This window comes from Streptomyces sp. NPDC101165, assembly GCF_044768135.1.
Classification (GTDB): Bacteria; Actinomycetota; Actinomycetes; order Streptomycetales; family Streptomycetaceae; genus Streptomyces.
The window spans coordinates 340,751-356,810 of record NZ_JBIWPG010000001.1 but is presented as its reverse complement, the minus strand read 5'-3'; the positions used below and the strand labels follow the sequence as shown (position 1 = coordinate 356,810).

Here is a 16,060-nt window from a genome sequence, read left to right as displayed (position 1 = left end):
CAGGGGCCGCGGTTACGCCTCCCAAACGGCCGCCGCCGTGCGGTCGTCGGAGTAGCCCTTCACCCGCACCTGGGTGTCCGCGAGGAACGCGGCGAGGCCGGGCGGGGTGCGGCCGGACCAGCGGCGGGCCAGGTAGGCGCAGAAGGCGGGCTCGCCGCGCAGCGGGTCGGCGAGCCCGCCGGTGCCCATCACCAGCACGTCACCCGGGCGGGCTACCGAGGCCCGGAACCGGAAGGGTTCGCGCGGCGGCTCGGGCGCCGGCTCGTACGGGCTCGGCGGGGTCGGGATGCCGAGGTCCATGGTGAGGCGGTCGCCCTCGGGGGTCTCGGCCGGCGGGGAGCCGAAGCCGAGGACGGGTTCACCGGTGGTGTCGTCGGGTGACACCCGCGGCTCGATGTCCTGCCACTCGCCGTCCCGCAGCCGGAACAGACCCCCCTCGCCGACACCGAAGAACACCCGGGTACGGCAGTCGGGGTCGGCGGGCAGCAGCAGACAGCGCAGGCTCGCCGCGTACTCCTCGGGGTCCAGGCCCTGCTCGACGGCGCTGCCGCGCAGCTTGCCCAGACTGCGGTCGGTCAGCCGGTGCAGCCCCGACTTCAGGTCGCCGCGGCGGGCGGCCCGGATGTCGTCGACCAGCCGCTGATGGCTGCGGCCCACGGCCCGCCCGATCAGCCAGCACGCCTCGGCCGCCGCCAGGTGCGCACCCGGCGTGGCCCGCGCGCCGGTCGCCATCGCGACCAGCACCAGCGCCTGCTCCCCCACCCCGAACCGCGCGGTGAGCAGCGCGTCCCGCCGCGGCTCCCCCCGGTACCGCGCCGAGTCCCCGCGCAACGACACGGCCCGCAACGTCCAGGCCCCGTACCGGGCACCGTCCAGCACGGTGTCGGCGACCAGGTCGCCGAGTTCGTCCGGATCGGCGGCGGGGAGCGCGGTGGGCTCGGGGTCGTAGGTGGGGGGCCCGGAGCCGACGTAGTCGAGGGCGGAGGGCGGTGGGGGTGGAGCGGAGGTGGCGGCGAGGTCGAGCTGGGTGGCCACGGGGGGCGGGCTCGCGAAGGCACCTCCGGGGGCCCGGGTCGCCTCGGGCCGCTCGGACGCCTCGGGGGCGGGGGCACGCTCGGGCGGAACGGCGGACGGGCCGCCGGAGGCCGATCGGGGTCCGGGAAGGGGTGCGGGTGCCTTCTCCGCCCGTCGGTCCGTTCGCCCCGCCCCGGGAGGCGAGGCTGCGGGCACCTCGGGCACCTCGGGCACCCCGGGTCCGGCGCTCCGCGCCGACGTGCGCTCCGCCTCCCCGCGATCCCCGGCGCCGCCCGCCAAGGGCGGCCAGGCGTCGGACTCTTCGCGATCGGCGTTGCGGGCTGGAGCGGGCGCGGACTCCGCCCATCCGTCCGCTCGGCCCGCCACGGGCGGCCAGTCCCCGGGTGCCTCGGGTTCGGCGGGCGGGGGTTCCCAGGGGGCGACCTGTCCGGGTGGTGCGCCGGTCCGGGCGGTGCCGGGGCGTGCCGTGGGCGTCGGGGGTGACGCGGCTCGCTGTGGTGGTACCGCGGGCTCGTGCGGCGGCTCCTGACTCGGTGTCCGAGGTGTCGTGCCCCCGGTGTGCCCCGTCGTCCCGCCCGGCCCCCCGGCCACCGTGTCCTTCGCCGAGGCGAAGCGGTCGTCCAGGGAGTCGGGTGCGGCCGTGGGGCCCGTGTCCTCGGTGGAGTCGTCGTACAGCTGCCCCCACCAGTCGTCCTCGTGACGGGTGGGCCTACCCCCCTGCTGGCTCATGCCCCTAATTGTCCACCGCGCGGGCCGGATGAAAACGGGGCATCAGGAAATTCCGGCGCACGTGGCCGTCTCGAACGGTGTGTCGAGGGATCGCGCGAACGGGCGTACGAGGAACGGAGGTTGATGGCCGCCGGGCGACCCCACCCCCCACGGGAGGGCCGCCCGGCGACATCGGAAGTGACCCGGCCCCGCATCCCCTCGTGCGCTCGCGCACGCGCGGGCCCGGGTCACCGTCTCGCACGACCGGGCCGCCGAGGGCGCCGGCCGAATGGCCTGATTGTGGCTTGGTTTCCTGGGACGCGGCTGTGAACCGTGCGCGGGGCCCCGCGTCCTTCGGTGCCCCCACCTTGGCAGAGTCACCCGAGGTACGGCGATGATGGGCGGCGGCGGGTTTGCGCCGTGGCCGTTTTCCGCCAGGCCGTACGACGCGGACGGCTGGTTCTCAGGGGAGGGACGTGGGCCGATGCTGGCAGCGATAGGCCTGGACGAGACGCACGAGTCGGCGTACCGGGCACTGGTGTCCGCGGGCGCCGCCGAGGTGGCCGATCTGGCCCGGCGCCTGTCGCTGGCCGAGCCGGACACCGAGCGTGCGCTGCGCCGGCTGGAGCGGCAGGGTCTCGCGGCCCAGTCCCCCGCGCGGCCGGGCCGCTGGGTGGCGGCCCCGCCCGGGGTGGCGCTGGGGGCGCTGCTCACCCAGCAGCGACACGAGCTGGAGAAGGCGGAGCTGGCGGCGGCGCTGCTGGCCGAGGAGTACCGGGCGGCGGCCGCCGAGCCGGAGGTGCACGACCTGGTGGAGGTGGTGACCGGCGCCTCGGCGGTCGCCCAGCGCTTCCTGCAGCTCCAGCTGGGCGCCGCCGAGGAGGTGTGCGCGCTGGTCACCGGCAATCCGGTGGTGGTCTCCGGGACGGAGAACGACGCGGAGGAGCAGGCGGCCGGGCGCGGGGTCCGCTACCGGGTGGTGGTGGAGCGTGCGGTGCTGGACCTGCCGCACGGGCTCACCGAGCTGACGGCCGCGCTCGGCCGGGACGAGCAGGTGCGGGTGGTGGACCGGGTGCCGACCAAGCTGGTGATCGCGGACCGCTCCCTCGCCCTGGTGCCGCTGACGTCACGGACGGCCGAGCCGGCCGCGCTGGTGGTGCACGCGAGCGGTCTGCTGGAGCTGCTGGCGGGGCTGTTCGAGTCGGTGTGGCGCGAGGCGCTGCCGCTCGGACTGGGTGCGTCCGGGGTGACCGAGCAGCAGCCGGACGGCCCTGACGCCACCGACCTGGAGGTGCTGTCGCTGCTGCTCGCCGGACTGACCGACGCGAGCGTGGCCAAGCAGCTCGACCTGGGCCTGAGGACCGTGCAGCGCCGGGTGAAGCGGCTGATGGAGCTGACCGGGGTGACGACCCGGCTGCAGCTGGGCTGGCAGGCCTACGAGCGCGGCTGGGTGTCCCGAGAAGGCTCCGGGTGACCTGCGGGTTCTTGCGTCCTCCGGCACTCTGGGCAGATGGGAGCGTGGGAACTCCTGCTGGTCGGCGTGGTGCTGGTGCTCGGCCTGTGCGGAGTGCTGGTGCCCGGGGTGCCGGGGTCGTGGCTGGTGTGGGCCGCGGTCCTGTGGTGGGCGCTGCAGGACCCGCAGCCGGTGGCCTGGGGCGTTCTGGTGGGGGCCACCGGGGTGCTGCTGCTGTCGCTGGTGGTGCGCTGGGCGCTGCCGCCGCGGCGGCTGCGCGCGAGCGGCGCCACGCCCCGCATGGCGGTGTACGCCGGTGTCGGCGCGCTCCTGGGCTTCCTCCTCATTCCGGTGGTGGGCGCGCTGCCGGGCTTCATGGCCGGGATCTACCTGCACGAGCGGCTGCGGCTCGGCCGGCACGGCGAGGCGATGGCCGCGCTGCGCACGACGATGCGCTCGGGCGGCTCCAGCGTGCTCGCCGAGCTGTTCGCGTGTCTGCTGATCGCGGGGGCGTGGCTGGGTGCGGTGCTGTGGGGCTGACCGGTCAGCCGGCGACGACCGCGGCGCTGCCGGCCAGGGCGCCGGTCACGATGTCGGCGACCGCCCTCATGCCCGCGTCGTTGAAGTGCAGGTGGTCGCCGGGGTCGTAGCCGGGCAGGAGGCGCTCGGGGGCGGCCGGGTCGCGTACGGCGGCGTCGGCGTCGGCGACCGCGTCGAAGGCGCCGCCGCTGCGGATGAACGCGTTGACCTGCTGCCGTACCGCCTCGCGGGCCGGCGTGTACGCGGAGTAGCCCCCGAAAGGGGTGAGGGTGACACCGACGACCCGGATGCCGCGGGCGTGGGCGCGGGCGACGAGGGTGCCGTACGCGGTGGCGTAGGCGGCGGGGTCGTTCGCCTCGGGGGTGCCCTTGATGTCGTTGATGCCCTCGAACACGATCAGGGCCCGTACCCCGGCCCGGTCCAGGGCGTCGGCGTCCAGGCGGGCCAGGGCGCTCGGTCCGACGCCGTCGCGCAGCAGGCGGTTGCCGGCGAGGCCGGCGTTGAGGACGCCGAGCCGGTCGGCGCTCAGATGCCGGGCGAGGCCGTCGGGCCAGCGCTGGTTGGTGTCGGCGGTGGAGCCGGTGCCGTCGGTCAGGGAGTCGCCGAAGGCGACGACGCTGCCGGCGCCGGTGCCGAGGACGTCGACGCCGGTCACGTAGTACCAGTAGGCGATGGGCGTGGTGTACGCGGACCCGTCCTCGTCGGCCGCGTGACCTGTGCCGGCGGGGGCGAGGTAGCTGGTCTGCAGGGCGGTGCGGTGGTAGGTGGCCGGCCCGGAGTCGACCGGGGTGAGCACGGTGACCAGCAGGTCGGCGGCATCCGGTACGGGCAGCAGGACCGGGTCGGTGACCAGGTCCTGTCCCGCCGGCACGACGGCCGTCGGGGCGCCGCCGAAGGTGGCGGTGCGCAGGCTGCCGAGCACCGCGTCCGGTCCGGCGCCCCGGCGCAGCGCGACCGTGACCGCACCGAGTTGCAGGGGCGCGCTGCCGAGCCGGTTGCTGAGCCGGATCCGCACGGCCGTGCCGCCGACGCTGAGGTGGACGACGTTGCGGACGGCGGCGCCGGGCAGCGCGGATGCGGTGCCGGAGGGGGCCGTCTCCCAACTGCCGGTCCACACGGGCGTCGTGGGCTGGGCGACGGCCGTCGCCGTCGGGCCCGGCAGCACCGCGAGCAGAAGCGCCGTGAGGACCCGTCCGACCTTGCCCATGCCTGCGCCCGCCCTTCCCGTGCCCGTCGCAGGCGACCGTCCCACACGCCCGCCCCGGGACGCCGGAACATCCGCACCGGTCCACCCGCTCGGCGTAGGGCGTCGGGCACGGGCCGGACGCTCAGGGCCGCCTGCGCGGTGCCTGGGCGTCCGGCGTGAAGGGGCTCGCGAAGTGGAACGGGACCGAGAGACGGGCGGCCAGGGCTGTGCCTGCCCTGGCCGCTGCCGGGGGATGCAGCGGGCCGGGATCCTCGCGCGAACCCTAAGCCGACAGCGCGCCCTCCAGTGTCAGCAGCCACACCTTGCGTTCGAGTCCGCCCGCGTATCCCGTCAGCGAGCCGTCCGCGCCGATCACCCGGTGGCAAGGGCGCACGATGAGCAGGGGGTTGGCGCCGATGGCTCCGCCTACGGCACGGACAGCAGCGCGCGGGGCACCGATGCGGGCGGCGATCTCGCCGTAGGTGGTGGTGCCGCCGTACGGCACGGAGTCGAGCGCGGCCCAGACCCGTTCGCGGAACTCGGTGCCGTGGGTGTGCAACGGCAGCTGGAATTCCTTGAGTTCGCCCGCGAAGTAGGCCGTGAGCTGTTCCTCGGCCGCGCGGAAGGGGCCGGGGTCCTGTCGCCAGCCGTCCAGGACGGTGCGTCCGCCCTTCTGACCCGGCATGGACAGTGAGGTGAGCGCGCCGTCCGGGTCGGCGGTGAGCAGGAGCCGGCCTAGCCGCGTGTCGATGTCGGTCCAGTAGGTCGCTTCCATCAGTCTCTCAACTCTCCCGTGATGCGCAGATGTTGGGCGGCGTAGGAACGCCACGGCCGCCAGCTGTCGGGTACGGCCACTCCGGGTGGACTCACGTCGGGGTCGCCGAGGGCGCGGACGCGCAGGGTGGCCACGACGGACGGGGCCAGGCCGGGCAGGGCGAGCAGCGCCTCCTGGGCGGCGTCGCGGTCGGCGCCGGGGTCCAGGCGCAGGGTGCCGTCGGCGAGCGCGACGGCCAGTGCGCCGAGCGGTCCGCCCAGACCGGCCTCGGCGAGGGCGGCGGCCTCCGGGAAGAGGTGGGTGAGGCTGCCGCACGGGGCGTCGAGTGCCTTGCCGTACCGGCGGACCAGGTCCTCCGCTCCGGCCACGCCCACCAGCGCCCGTACAGCGGGCTCCAGCGGGTCGACGGCGCCGGGTGAGCGCAGTCCGGGCCGGGCGGCGACCAGCGGGGCGAGCGCCGGGTCGGCGCCGAGCCGTTCGTCCACCGCGTACGGGTCGGCGTCGAGGTCGAACAGTCGCCGCAGCCGCTGCACGGCCGTGGCCAGGTCCCGTGGGTCGGTGAGGTGCAGGCGCGCGTCGAGCCAGCCGCCCGGATGCGTGCCGCCGCCCGTCTTCGGCCCCTGGGTGCGCTCCTCGACGGCGACGAGCGCGGTGCCGTAGGGCAGTCGAAGGGTGCGCCGGTAGGTGCGGGCGCCGGGGATACCGCTCACCTCCTCGACGCCGGGTACGGCCTCCCGGGCCAGCTGGTCGAAGACGGCGGTGGCCTGGTAGGGGCCGCGGTGGGCGAGCCGGAGGGGGATGCCCGCGCCCGGGGTGGCCCGGCGGGTGCCCCGGCCCCGGGGTGCTGCGGCCCGTACCTCGGTCGGCGTGGAGTCGTACACCTCGCGCACGGTGTCGTTGAACTGCCGCACGCTGGCGAACCCGGACGCGAACGCGATCTCGGTGATCGGCAGCTCGGTGGTCTGCAGCAGCACCCGGGCGGTGTGCGCCCGCTGGGCGCGGGCGAGCGCCACGGGTCCGGCGCCGAGTTCGGCGGTGAGCTGCCGCTGCACCTGCCGGGCGCTGTAGCCGAGCCGGGAGGCGAGGCCCGCGACGCCCTCGCGGTCCACGACCCCGTCGGCGATCAGGCGCACGGCCCGGCCGACGGCGTCCGCGCGGACGTTCCACTCGGCGGACCCGGGCACGGCGTCCGGCCGGCACCGCCGGCAGGCCCGGAAACCGGAGCCCTGCGCGGCGGCGGCCGTCGGGAAGAACCGCACGTTGCGCCGCTTCGGGGTGACCGCCGGGCAGCTGGGCCGGCAGTAGATCCCGGTCGTCTCGACGGCGAAGAAGAACGCTCCGTCGAACCGCCCGTCCCGGCTGCGCACCGCCTCGTACCTGGTGTCCTCGTCCATCACGTGTTCCAGTGTGCGGCGTGGCGCAGGGGTGGGCTGGCGGAAATCGGACGCGCAGCTGGGCGGTGGCCGCCGGGGCTAGAGGGCGGTGTCGTCCCACTGGTCCAGGAGCTCGTCGGCCGTCCGTGCGGGCTCGTGCCGGTCCTCGTGCAGGGGCAGCTCCGCCCAGATCACCTTGCCGCGGGCCGTGTAGCGGGTGCCCCAGCGGGCGGCGAGCCGGGCGACCAGGAACAGGCCGCGGCCACCCTCGTCGGTGTCCGCCGCACGGCGCAGGTGCGGGGCGGTGCTGCTGCCGTCGGAGACCTCGCAGATCAGGCTGCGGTCGTGCAGCAGCCGGACCCGGATGGGCGGGGAACCGTACCGGATCGCGTTGGTGATCAGCTCGCTGAGGATCAGCTCGGTGGTGTATCCGATGTCCGTGAGCCCCCAGGTGTCCAGGGTGCGGGCGCACGCGGCACGGACCGGGGCCACGGCCGCCGGGTCGGCGCGCACCTCCCAGTCGGCGATGCGGTCGCGGTCCAGCAGCCGGGTGCGGGCCACCAGCAGGGCCACGTCGTCGCTCGGCCGGGCCGGCAGTACCGCGCCGAGGATGTCCGCGCAGGTCTCCTCCGGGGTACGGTCCGCCGTGCCGGCCAGGGTGGCGCGCAACTGCTCCAGGCCCGTGTCGAGGTCCCGGACGCGGTCCTCCACCAGCCCGTCGGTGTACAGCACCAGCCGCGTTCCCTCGGGCAGGGTCAGCTCGCGCGCCTCCACGGGCATGCCGAAGCCCAGGCCCAGGGGCGGGGAGACGGGCACCTCGGGGAAGTCGGCGGTGCCGTCGGGCAGCACGAGGGCGGGCCCGGGGTGGCCGGCCCGGGCGACCGTGACCCGGCTGGCGACGGGGTCGTAGAGGGCGTACAGGCAGGTGGCCCCGGTGATGGCCGAGCCGTCGTTCTGCTCGCCCGTCTCGTCGCTGTCGATCCGGCTGACCAGCTCGTCCAGGTGCGCCAGCAGTTCGTCCGGGCTCTGGTCGAGGGCGGAGAAGTTGTGCACGGCGGTGCGCAGCCGGCCCATGGTGGCGGCCGCGTGCAGCCCGTGCCCGACCACGTCGCCGACGACCAGCGCCACCCGCGCGCCCGGCAGCGGGATGACGTCGAACCAGTCGCCGCCCACCCCGGCCTGCGCGGGCAGATAGCGGTAGGCCACGTCGAGCGCGGACTGCTCGGGGACGCCGTGCGGCAGCAGGCTGCGCTGCAGGGTGACGGCCGTGGTGTGCTCGCGGGTGTAGCGGCGGGCGTTGTCGATGGCGAGGGCGGCCCGGGCCACCAGTTCCTCGGCGACCGTCACGTCCTGTTCCTCGAAGGGTTCGGGCCGCTCGGAGCGCCAGAAGCTGGCCACGCCCATGAGGATGCCGCGGGCGCGCAGCGGGATCACCATCATCGAGTGGATGCCGTGCTCGATGATCCGGCGCGCGTTGACCGGATCCTGTTCCTGCCAGCCGGTGAGGTCGGGCAGGTGCGCCTCCAGTACGGGCTCGCCGGTGCCGAAGCCGATCGCCTGCGGGGTCTCGGAGCCGAAGTCGATGAGGGTGCCGACCGGGAACAGCGGATGGTCCTGGTGGAGGCCGGTGAGGGCGGTGCGCCGCATCATCGTGCCCTCCGGCTCGTGGCCGCCCCGCAGGATCGAGTCGACGAGGTCGACGCTGGCGTAGTCGCTGAACCGGGGGACGGTGAACCGGGTGAGTTCCTCCGCCGTCCGCTCCACGTCGAGGGTGGTGCCGATCCCGGTCATGGCGTCGTACAGCAGGCGCAGCCGCCGCTCCGCCACGGCGGCCTTGCCGGTCAGGGCCCGCAGTTCGGTGGTGTCCCGCAGGGTGACGACGCTGCCGGGCGGGCCGCCGTAGGGTGCGGTCGGCCGGACGCTCACCGCGAGCATCCGGTCGCCGGCCTCGCGGACCTCGTCGGTGGCGGGCTGTCCGCCGGCCAGCAGTGCGGCGAGGCCCGGTTCGAGGCCGAGGTCCCTCAGGCGCCGGCCGCGCACGTCCTCGGGCAGGCCCAGCAGGCGCCGGGCCTCGTCGTTGACGAGCAGCAGCCATCCGGCCTCGTCGACGATGAGGACGCCCTCGCGGGCGGCGTGCAGTACGGCGTCGTGGTGGTCGTACATGCGGCGCAGTTCGGCCGGATCCAGGCCTCGGGTCTGCCGCCGCAGGCGGTGGCTGACCAGTCCGGATCCGGTGGTCGCGAGCAGCAGCGCAGCGCCGGCGGCGGCGAGCACGAGCGGCAGGTGCTGCGCCACGCGCGCGTGCTCGCTGCGGACCGTGATGCCGACGGACACGATCCCGACGACCTTGCCGCGGTTGTCGAGGACCGGCACGGCGGAGTCCACCGCCTGGCCCACGGGTGTCTCGAACGTGGAGGTGGACGGATGCCCGGCGAGCGCTTCGCGGTACGTGCCGGTCACGTGCTTCCCGATCAGGCGCGGGTCGGGATGGGTCCAGCGGTGTCCGGCCGGGCTGAACGCGACGATGTAGTCGACGCCGGAGCCCCTGCGGGCCGCCTCGGCGCGGGGTTGCAGCAGCGCGCTGGGCTGGGCGGAGCGCATCGCGTCGAGCGTGCCCGGGGCGTTCGCGAACGTCTCGGCCCCGGCGAGCGCACGTTCCCGCGCCGCGGTCAGGCTCGTCTGCTGGGCCTGCAGCACCAGGGCCGTCACGGCGGCCGCGCCGAACAGCAGCAGGATGACGAGCTGCAGGACGAACATCTGTCCCGCGACACTGTGCACACCCGACGGCAGACGGCGGGGCCGCCCGGCGGCGACCGGGGACGCCTCGGCAGGGGCGGGAGCGTCCCGCACCCCGAACAGGCCGAAACGCCTCTTCATGGTCTATTTCTACATCAGCGGCAGGAAATGGACGCGCCGCCCGCGCTGGAGCACCGCGGCTCCTGGCGGGGGCCGAAGCCACCCGCCAGGAACGCGCTCTCATCCTCGGGCGCCTAGCTCCACCGGCCCCGCTTGGCCTCCATCGCCGCCCTGCCCTCCGCCCCCTTCCGCTTCCAGTCCTTGCGGATCTCGGAGCGCAGGCGGGCGTCCGTCTTGGCGACGATCCGCTGGTTCTCCCGCATCAGCTTGCGGTAGCTGTCCAGGCGGCGGACCGGGAGGGCACCGCTGTCCACCGCGGCGCGGACCGCGCAGCCGGGCTCGCTCTCGTGGACGCAGTCGTGGAAGCGGCACTGCTCGGCCAGTTCCTCGATCTCGGAGAACACCTGCCCGACCCCGCTCTCGGCGTCGAACAGACCGACGCCCCGCAGCCCGGGGGTGTCGATGAGCACGCCCCCGGAGGGCAGCGGCAGCAGGTTGCGGGTGGTCGTGGTGTGCCGCCCCTTGCCGTCCACGTCACGGGCGGCCTGTACGTCCATGACGTCGTCGCCGACGAGGGCGTTGGCGAGCGTGGACTTGCCCGCGCCGGACTGCCCGAGCAGCACGGACGTGCCCGAGCCGACGAGGGAGACGAGCACGTCGAGGCCGTCGCCGTGCAGGGCGCTGACCGTGAGCACGGGCACGCCGGGCGCGGTCGTCTCGACGTCCTGGACGAGGTGGGCCAGCACCACCGGGTCCGGCACGAGGTCGGCCTTGGTGAGCACGACCACGGGCTGTGCCCCGGACTCCCAGGCCAGCGCCAGGAACCGTTCGACGCGCCCGAGGTCGAGTTCGACGGCGAGGGACACGGCGACGACGGCGTGGTCGACGTTGGCCGCGAGGATCTGCCCCTCGGACCGCTTGGAGGAGGTGGAGCGCACGAAGGCGGTGCGGCGCGGCAGATACGTGCGCACGTAGCGGGGGTTGCCGCCGGGTTCGACGGCGACCCAGTCGCCGGTGCAGACGACCCGCAGGGGGTCGTGCGGGGTGACGAAGGCGGTGTCGGCGCGCAGCACACCGCCCGCGGTGACCACGTCGCACTGACCGCGGTCGACCCGCACCACCCGTCCGGGCAGCAGCCCCTCGGACTCGTGCGGGGTGAACGCGTCGGCCCAGGCGTCGTCCCAGCCGTAGGGAGCCAGCGCGGTGAAAACAGCAGAGCTGGAAGTCAAGGGAGACCCTTCACAGGGGTGGCCCCGGCGGGCGCGTTCAGCGCAGGTCGGTCAGCCGGTGACCACGGAGGTGGACTTGAGGAGTTCCTGGATGAGGGCAGCGCCCAGCGCAGTGACAGCCATTCGGTCGACACCTCCAAGTTCAGCTCGTGCGTACACACGCCACCTCGACGCGTGTGATCACTGTAGCCCGCCTCCGGCGGCTCACGTCAACGCACTAAATTTCCGGCACCCGTCGCGAACGGGTGGGCAGCCGCCGTCAGTTCGTCGCGCAGGCCGCCCCGTTGAGCGTGAAGTCGTACGGCACCCGGTTCTCCCCCTGCCAGGAGGCCAGGAACCCGAACGTCAGGGTCTCCTGCGCGGACACGGACTTGTTGTAGTCGGCGGCGGAGGCGGTGACGCGGGAGCCGTCCTGGCGGACCGTCGCGTCCCACATCTGGCCGACCTGCTGGCCGTCGCGGAAGCGCCAGGCGACCTGCCAGCCGGTGAGGGCCTTGTCGGTGGTGACGGTGACGGTGGCCTGGAAGCCGTCGGGCCACTGGCTGTCCAGGTTGTAGTCGACCCGGCAGCCGGCCGCGGGGGCGGTCGTACGGGTCGGGCCGGCGCTGGTGGTGGCGGCCGAGGTGCCCTGGGGTTCGGGGTCGGGGTTATTGCGGTCGGACCTGCCCTTGGAGGCGGTCGGGGAAGGGGTCGTGGAGGGGGTGCGGGAGGGAGCCGGACCGATGGCCGTGGCGGTGGCGGTGTCCGGGCCGGCGGGGTCGGCGACCGGCTGCCGGTCGTCGCGGGCTGCGGCCGCCCTGTCGTCGCCGGAGTCGCCCGAGCCGTCGAACGGCATCATCGACACGCCGAGGGCCAGTACCGACAGCAGGACGGCGGCGGCGAGCAGGCCGTTGCGCAGGACGCGGCTGCACCCCTCTTTCTCCTCGGAGTCGCCGCCGTCGGCCTCGACCGCGCCCGGCCGGCCCGCCCCGAGCCGGACCTCGGCGGCCCGGCGCCGGCGCTCCAGATAGGCGAGACCGCCCCAGCCGATGACCCCGCCGGCCAGCGCCGCCGGCAGTCCGCCCCCGTGCAGCCGCAGACAGGCGGCGGCCTCGGCGCACTGGACGCAGGTGGCGAGGTGCCGGGAGAGGTCGCCCGGAGTCTCGGCGGCCGGCGAGCGGGTGACCGCGTCCAGCAGGCGGGCGTAGCTGCGGCACTGCGCGTCCATCGGCGTGTCGAGGTGCGCGCGGTGGCAGCGGTCCCGGAACAGGCCGCGGACCTGGTCGAGTTCCTCGGCGATGGTGGCCGGGTCGAGGCCGAGCCGGCGGGCCACCGTCGGCAGCGGCAGCGCCTCCACCTCGGCGAGCCACAGCAGCGAGGCGTCCGCCTCCTGCATGTCCCTGAGGCCGCGCAACGCGACCGGGCGCTGCAGCGGCGGACCGGTGTAGCGGGCGGCCTGGCCGGAGTTGAGCCACAGCCTCAGGTCGGGGTCCAGCTTGTGCCCCTCGCCGTCGGCCTCCCAGCTCGCGGCCGTGTTGCGCACCGCGGCCAGCAGCTCCGGGATCGTCGGCAGCCGGCCGGCCCGTCGGCCGTGCCCGCGCGCGGGCACGGTACCGGCGGCGCGCACCTCGCGCATGCCGAGGGTGAACGCCTCGGTCGCCAGCTGGTGTGCCGTCAGGGAGCCGGAGGTGCACAGGTCGGCGTACGAGAGCACCGCGTCCCAGCACTCCGAGAACAGCGCGGCCTCGGTGGCGTCCTGGGGGGTCGGCAGGTCGGGCATGGGACTCCTGCATCCAGGTGCGAGGTCAACTCACCATAGAGGAAATGGAGTTGGGGGGAACCTCGCGGCGGCAGGAGCCTTTCACGTCTTCGCCACAACTGACAAGCGTCGTATTCAAATTCGGTGACCAAGAGGTCGCACGACGTGACGGCATCCGCGCAGGACCGCAACTCCGGCCTCTGATACGGATGCGGTCGCCGATCCACTCACCGTCCCGCCGGTTCTTTTCCGGAGCGGATCACACCTCCGCCGGCTCGGCGGCGGGCAGGCTGTCCATGAAGGAACTGACGGAGAACACCGCGCGGCCGGGTCCGGGCGGGCCGTAGCCGGGGGGCGAGGAGAGGCCGAATTCGTCCATGGTGGCCCGGTAGGCCTCCAGGAGCCGGATGTGGTACTCCAGCGGCGCGCCCTGCGGGTTGGCCTTGCCGAGCGGGGTGGTGGGCTCCGGGCACCAGGTGGTGAAGCGGGGCGTGATGCCCTGCGACATGAAGAAGCGCAGGCCCTCGGTGGTGGAGGCGATGGCCTCGTCGACGGTGGTGAAGCCGAACGGCTCGGCCATCTCCACGCCCGCGACGAAGTTGGGGATCACGTTGCGCGCGCCGAAGATCTCCGCCGAGTCCAGGATCCGCTTGTGCCACTCGTCCCGGCCGACGTACCGCTCCTTGCCGGGGCAGTACAGCTCGAACAGCCGGCGGTCCCACACCTCGAAGTTGGGGTGGTAGATCTGCACCCCGTAGTCCTTGAACCGCTGCACGTCCGCCTTGGGCAGCGCCTGCGCGACGACCTTGCCGATCCAGCGGCCCGGGAAGCGCTCCTCGATGGCCTTGGCGTAGTGGCCGTAGAAGTCGGCCTCGTCCCGGCCGGCGACCGTCTTGGTGATCGCACCGCCGGTGAGGGTGTAGGCGGTGGACGCCTTCTGGGTGTCGTAGCGGTCGATGATCTCGAGGGCTTCGAGCACCTCCTCGACGTCCTTGACCCCGGTGTAGGGCCGCCCGGCCGCCTTGTGCTGGCGCCAGTTGTGGTTGATGTCGCAGTACTGGCACTCCTCCTTGGCGCCGAAGTACTGGCAGACCCGGAAGACGGTGAGGTAGATCAGGTAGCCCCACTGGATGGTCGGGGCGACCTCCATGACGGACTTCCCGTTGGACAGCTTGTGCCGGTAGTACTCGGGCATCGGCGGCACACCCACGTCGGCGATGCGCTTCCCGTCCAGGTACAGCCCGAGCAACCCCTCGTCGTCGGCGGCGACCCGGTACGGCGAGGCCGGGTTCACCCGCACGGAGACCACCGTGCGGCGCAGGTCGTACGGGCCGCCGGTGAGGATGATCTCCTCCGGGGGCCGGCGCAGCGCGGCCTCGCCCAGCTCGGGCAGGGTGCCGTGGTCGAAGGAGAAGATGAAGTACGACTTCGGCTTGACCTCGCCGCTCTCGTTGTCACTGAGGGCGGATGGGTCGAAAGCGACGCCACCCCGAAGCAGGTCCTCCTTGAAGACGGCCTCCCGCGGTACGTGCGGGAACCTCTCCAGCAGATCCTCGACCAGCGCGGTGCGACTGCCCATCCGTCATCTCCTCCCGGCTCAGGCGTTCGCCTCTCACCGTATGCCCCCGCCTCCGGGTCAGCCGTGCCGGGTCCCCGCACGGCGCGCGACGTGTCCCGGTACGGCGGTGCCGGACGGCAGCGCCGGGTCGGCGACGGGCTCGCCCCAGACGGAGGTGAGCGGCAGGACCCCGGCCCACAGGCCGAGTTCCGCGTCGGGCCCGTCACCGTCGTCGGGAGCGCCGCTCCGTATCTTGACGGAGGCCTCTTCGAGGGAGAGCGCGAGGAGGGTGGTGGCGGCGAGTTCCTTCCGGTTCGGCCGCCGGGCGTACGACCACTGCCCCGGCGTCGCGTGCTCGGTGAGCCGGCGCAGTCCCTCCAGCTTCTCCTCGGCATCGGTGACCTTGCGGGCGGTGCCGTGGATCATGGCGCTGCGGTAGTTCACCCCGTGCTCGAAGACGGACCGGGCGAGCACGAGCCCGTCGATGTGCGTGACGGTCACACAGACCGGGAGATCACCGGCCAGGCTGCGACTGGCCACGGACCCGTGCAGGTACAGCTCCCGCTCGTCCCACCCGTACACGGTCGGCACGACCAGCGGCCGCCCCTCGACCACCACACCCAGGTGACAGACGAACCCGGCGTCCAGAATCGCCTCCAGCTCGGCCCGCTCCAGACTGCCCTGGCCGCGGAGGCGGCAGTGGCGGGTGAGGTCGGTTTCGGGGAGCCGGGCGGAGAAGGCTTCAGAGGGCATGCAACGGAAGCTACCGAAACAGTCGCTATACGGCTAGATATTTTTCGGATTTCGCAGATATAAGTTATCGGAACAACGAAATCCGTTCTACTGCCGGGACAGGAAGGCTGACGCCGCAGCCGCCAGGAGCGGGCCGACGACGACCAGGTTGGTCTGGATGTCACCGAAGGCCGTGCGGTCCACACCCAAAGCAGTTTCCAGCCGGGAACGTTTGTCCAGGGCATCAGCCAATTCATCGGGGGCGAGCGGTGCCAAAGGATGGCATATGTCGACTAGTTCGCGCCCACGCTGACGTAGTTTCGCCGCCACCGGTGCGTACACGATCGCAACGAGCGCGGAGCTGCCGGCTCCGAAGACCAGGGTGGTCTCGCTGCTGGTCTGCGCGTGCATGCGCTGGCTGGTGGCCTCGGCGACCACGAGCAGGGCGACGATTCCACCCATGACGGTCAGCAGTGACTGCAGCAGACGTCCGGCCGAGAGCAGAGTGGCGAGTTGGAGTCCGGGTGCGGCGGGGGCAGCGTCGGCGCGGATGCGCGCCACATGGCCGACACCGACCATGGTGGCGGCCCCGGGGGCGAGCCCCGCGGCGGCGAGCGCGATCAGTACCAGTGCCCGCCAGGCGTGGGCGAGATCCCCGTGCAGGACCAGGACCAGCACCGCGCCACTGATCGCATACAGCAGGGCCAATGGCCGGGCCACCACCTGCGCCGGTACGTCACCGAGCGCGGCGAGTTCTGCCCAGCGCCGCAGACCGTGGACGAAGGCGGCCCCACTCGCGGCGGCCAGCGCGACCGCTGCACAGCTCCAGATGAGCCAGGCATCGGTACCCCGGTAGGCGGACGTCAGCACCACAGCG

Annotated in this window: 12 protein-coding genes; 2 read left to right on the top strand and 10 right to left on the bottom strand. The window is 73.9% G+C overall.

All coding sequences use genetic code 11. The features are described 5' to 3' along the window. Window positions 1–12 precede the first annotated feature (12 nt). Window positions 13–1,764, bottom strand: coding sequence for a protein phosphatase 2C domain-containing protein (locus tag ACIRVH_RS01555; RefSeq protein WP_403947265.1), 1,752 nt, complete (start codon window positions 1,762–1,764; stop codon window positions 13–15). Window positions 1,765–2,227: 463 nt separating this feature from the next. Here ACIRVH_RS01555 and ACIRVH_RS01550 point away from each other — a divergent pair, with 463 nt between their 5' ends. Then, window positions 2,228–3,217: a helix-turn-helix domain-containing protein gene (locus ACIRVH_RS01550; RefSeq protein WP_403947264.1), complete on the top strand. Its 990-nt coding sequence runs from the start codon at window positions 2,228–2,230 to the stop codon at window positions 3,215–3,217. Between the two features lie 36 nt (window positions 3,218–3,253). Further along, the gene (locus ACIRVH_RS01545; protein WP_403947263.1) at window positions 3,254–3,736 is read left to right on the top strand and encodes a DUF456 domain-containing protein; all 483 of its coding nucleotides are present in this window, start codon (window positions 3,254–3,256) and stop codon (window positions 3,734–3,736) included. A gap of 4 nt (window positions 3,737–3,740) precedes the next feature. Here ACIRVH_RS01545 and ACIRVH_RS01540 read toward each other — a convergent pair whose 3' ends face one another. The 9 genes from ACIRVH_RS01540 to ACIRVH_RS01500 form a co-directional block, all read right to left on the bottom strand. Further along, window positions 3,741–4,943, bottom strand: a complete 1,203-nt coding sequence (locus ACIRVH_RS01540; protein WP_403947262.1) for a GDSL-type esterase/lipase family protein — start codon at window positions 4,941–4,943, stop codon at window positions 3,741–3,743. A gap of 262 nt (window positions 4,944–5,205) precedes the next feature. Next, on the bottom strand, window positions 5,206–5,697 hold the full coding sequence (locus tag ACIRVH_RS01535) for a methylated-DNA--[protein]-cysteine S-methyltransferase (protein WP_403947261.1): 492 nt from the start codon (window positions 5,695–5,697) through the stop codon (window positions 5,206–5,208). Continuing rightward, window positions 5,697–7,091 carry a DNA-3-methyladenine glycosylase 2 family protein gene (locus ACIRVH_RS01530; protein ID WP_403947796.1) on the bottom strand — a complete coding sequence of 465 codons (1,395 nt, stop codon included), beginning with the start codon at window positions 7,089–7,091 and terminating at the stop codon, window positions 5,697–5,699. Before ACIRVH_RS01530 ends, ACIRVH_RS01535 begins: the two co-directional genes overlap by 1 nt. A 78-nt stretch (window positions 7,092–7,169) precedes the next feature. After that, window positions 7,170–9,947 (bottom strand): SpoIIE family protein phosphatase, encoded by a 2,778-nt coding sequence (locus tag ACIRVH_RS01525; protein ID WP_403947260.1) that lies wholly within the window; start codon window positions 9,945–9,947, stop codon window positions 7,170–7,172. 113 nt (window positions 9,948–10,060) lie between these two features. Beyond that, window positions 10,061–11,155, bottom strand: coding sequence for a ribosome small subunit-dependent GTPase A (gene rsgA / locus ACIRVH_RS01520; protein ID WP_403947259.1), 1,095 nt, complete (start codon window positions 11,153–11,155; stop codon window positions 10,061–10,063). A 259-nt stretch (window positions 11,156–11,414) separates the two neighbouring features. Further along, the gene (locus ACIRVH_RS01515) at window positions 11,415–12,914 is read right to left on the bottom strand and encodes a cellulose binding domain-containing protein (RefSeq protein WP_403947258.1); all 1,500 of its coding nucleotides are present in this window, start codon (window positions 12,912–12,914) and stop codon (window positions 11,415–11,417) included. Between the two features lie 238 nt (window positions 12,915–13,152). Further along, window positions 13,153–14,472, bottom strand: coding sequence for a radical SAM protein (locus ACIRVH_RS01510; RefSeq protein ID WP_403947257.1), 1,320 nt, complete (start codon window positions 14,470–14,472; stop codon window positions 13,153–13,155). A gap of 57 nt (window positions 14,473–14,529) precedes the next feature. After that, on the bottom strand, window positions 14,530–15,204 hold the full coding sequence (locus ACIRVH_RS01505) for a pyridoxamine 5'-phosphate oxidase family protein (protein ID WP_403947256.1): 675 nt from the start codon (window positions 15,202–15,204) through the stop codon (window positions 14,530–14,532). A gap of 87 nt (window positions 15,205–15,291) precedes the next feature. Then, entirely contained in the window at window positions 15,292–16,056 is a 765-nt protein-coding gene (locus ACIRVH_RS01500; protein WP_403947255.1) for a hypothetical protein, read from the bottom strand. Window positions 16,057–16,060: the final 4 nt, after the last annotated feature.